The organism is Vibrio sp. Vb1554 (assembly GCF_033344235.1).
On the sequence record NZ_JAWPOJ010000083.1, the window covers coordinates 1 to 2,303 of the forward strand.

1 protein-coding gene is annotated in these 2,303 nt (G+C 49.5%); it reads left to right on the plus strand.

The features are described from left to right. On the plus strand, window positions 1-2,303 hold a 2,303-nt coding region (locus R8N28_RS23750), incomplete at both ends, for a VCBS domain-containing protein (RefSeq protein ID WP_318183491.1).

A 2,303-nucleotide genomic window follows, 5' to 3' on the forward strand; every position in this document is an offset into this window, starting at 1 on the left:
GGTAATCCTGTCTTCACGTTGAATGTCGCAACAGATGGTACGTACGACTTTACGCTGCAAGGCCCGATTGACCATGCAGCTAACAGCGACAGCCTGACGATTGATTTCCCAATTATTGCCACCGATTTTGATGGTGATACGACTTCGGCAACCATTCCAGTCACGATTACGGATGATGCACCAATCATCGATAATGTTGTGCCTCTGGCTGTAGACGAAGATGATTTATCAGGTATTGGCTCAGACCAAACTGACGCTGTGTTTGTGGAAGGCGCGTTCACGACCACTCAAGGCTCAGACCGTGTGGTGAGCTACCAACTTGATTCAACTTCGGATCCTGTCGCAGGTTTAACTTCTCAAGGTGAGCCTGTTACTTTGGTAGAGACTGCGAATGCTGATGGCAGCTTTACTTACGTGGCTACCGCGGATGGCAATCCTGTCTTCACCATGAATGTGAATGCTGACGGTACATACAACTTCCGTCTGGAAGGGCCGGTCGATCACGCGTTAAACAGCGATGAATTAGTACTGAACTTCCCAATCATTGCTACAGACTTTGATGGCGATACGACGATTGCGACCATTCCAGTCACGATTACTGATGACGTTCCAACCATCGATAACGTTGTTCCACTCACGGTGGACGAAGATGACCTTGCCTCAATTGGCTCAGACCAGAACGATGATGCGTTTATGTCGGGCTCTTTCACCACAACTGAAGGCTCGGACAGCGTTGTTAAATACCAGCTTGATGCAACCGCAGATCCAGTAGCAGGGTTGACCTCTCATGGGGAGCCTGTCGTGCTTGCTGAAACTGCTAACGGCGACGGCAGTTTTACTTACACAGCCACAGCAGATGGCAATGCCGTATTTGAATTGGTGGTGAAGCCAGATGGCAGCTACACCTTTACTCTGCAAGGCCCACTAGACCATGCGGTGAATAGCGACAGTCTGCAAATCGACTTCCCGATTATCGCAACAGATTTTGATGGCGATACCTCGACAGAAACACTGCCTGTCACCATCGTTGACGATAAACCAACCATCACCGACGTAGACGCAATCCGTGTGGATGAAGATGACCTAGCAACAATTGGCTCTGACGGCGCAGATCCAATTTCAATCGACGGCAACTTCACTACAACGCAAGGCTCTGATGGGGTAGTAAGCTACCAATTAGATACTGCTGCAACGCCAGTTGATGGTCTAACATCGCAAGGTGTGGCAGTGACGCTGACTGAAACCGCAAACGGCGACGGTAGCTACACTTATGAAGCGACAGCAGGAACTGAAGCCGTATTTACGCTGACCGTTAATACGGATGGTTCATACAACTTCACGCTGCAAGGTCCTATCGACCATGCGACAGATAGTGATGAGCTGACACTGAACTTCCCAATCATCGCAACGGATTTTGATGGTGATACCACCACAGAAACGATCCCTGTCACCATCGTGGATGATAAACCGACCATTACCGATGTTGATGCGATTACCGTTGATGAAGATGACTTAGGTACGATTGGCTCAGATCAGACTGGCCCGATTTCAATCGATGGCAACTTCACCACCACACAAGGCTCGGACCGAGTGGTAAGTTATCAGCTTGATGCTTCTGCAACACCAGTTGACGGCCTTACATCACAAGGCGTGGCAGTCACGCTGACTGAAACCGCAAACGCTGATGGCAGCTTTACTTACGAGGCGACAGCGGGTACTGAAGCGGTCTTTACGCTGACGATGAATACTGATGGTAGCTATAACTTCACGCTTGAAGGTCCAATCGACCACGCGGTAGATAGCGATGAGCTGACACTCAACTTCCCAATCATCGCAACAGACTTTGATGGCGACACCACAAATGCCACTATCCCAGTGACAATCGTGGACGATAAGCCAGTTATTACTGACGTCGACGCAATCACGGTTGATGAAGATGACCTAGCCTCAATTGGCTCAGACCAAAGCAACCCGATTTCTATTGATGGTAACTTCACCACCACACAAGGTTCAGACCGAGTGGTGAGCTACCAACTCGATGCTTCAGCAACACCAGTGGACGGTTTAACGTCGCAAGGCGTGGCGGTAACGCTAACAGAAACCGCAAATGGTGATGGAAGCTTCACTTATGAAGCGACTGCGGGTGGCAACCCAGTATTTACTCTGACAGTAGATACTGATGGCACTTATAACTTCACGCTAGAAGGGCCAATTGATCACGCGGTTGATAGTGATGAGCTGACACTCAACTTCCCAATTATCGCAACCGACTTCGATGGCGACACCGTTACTGAAACCATTCC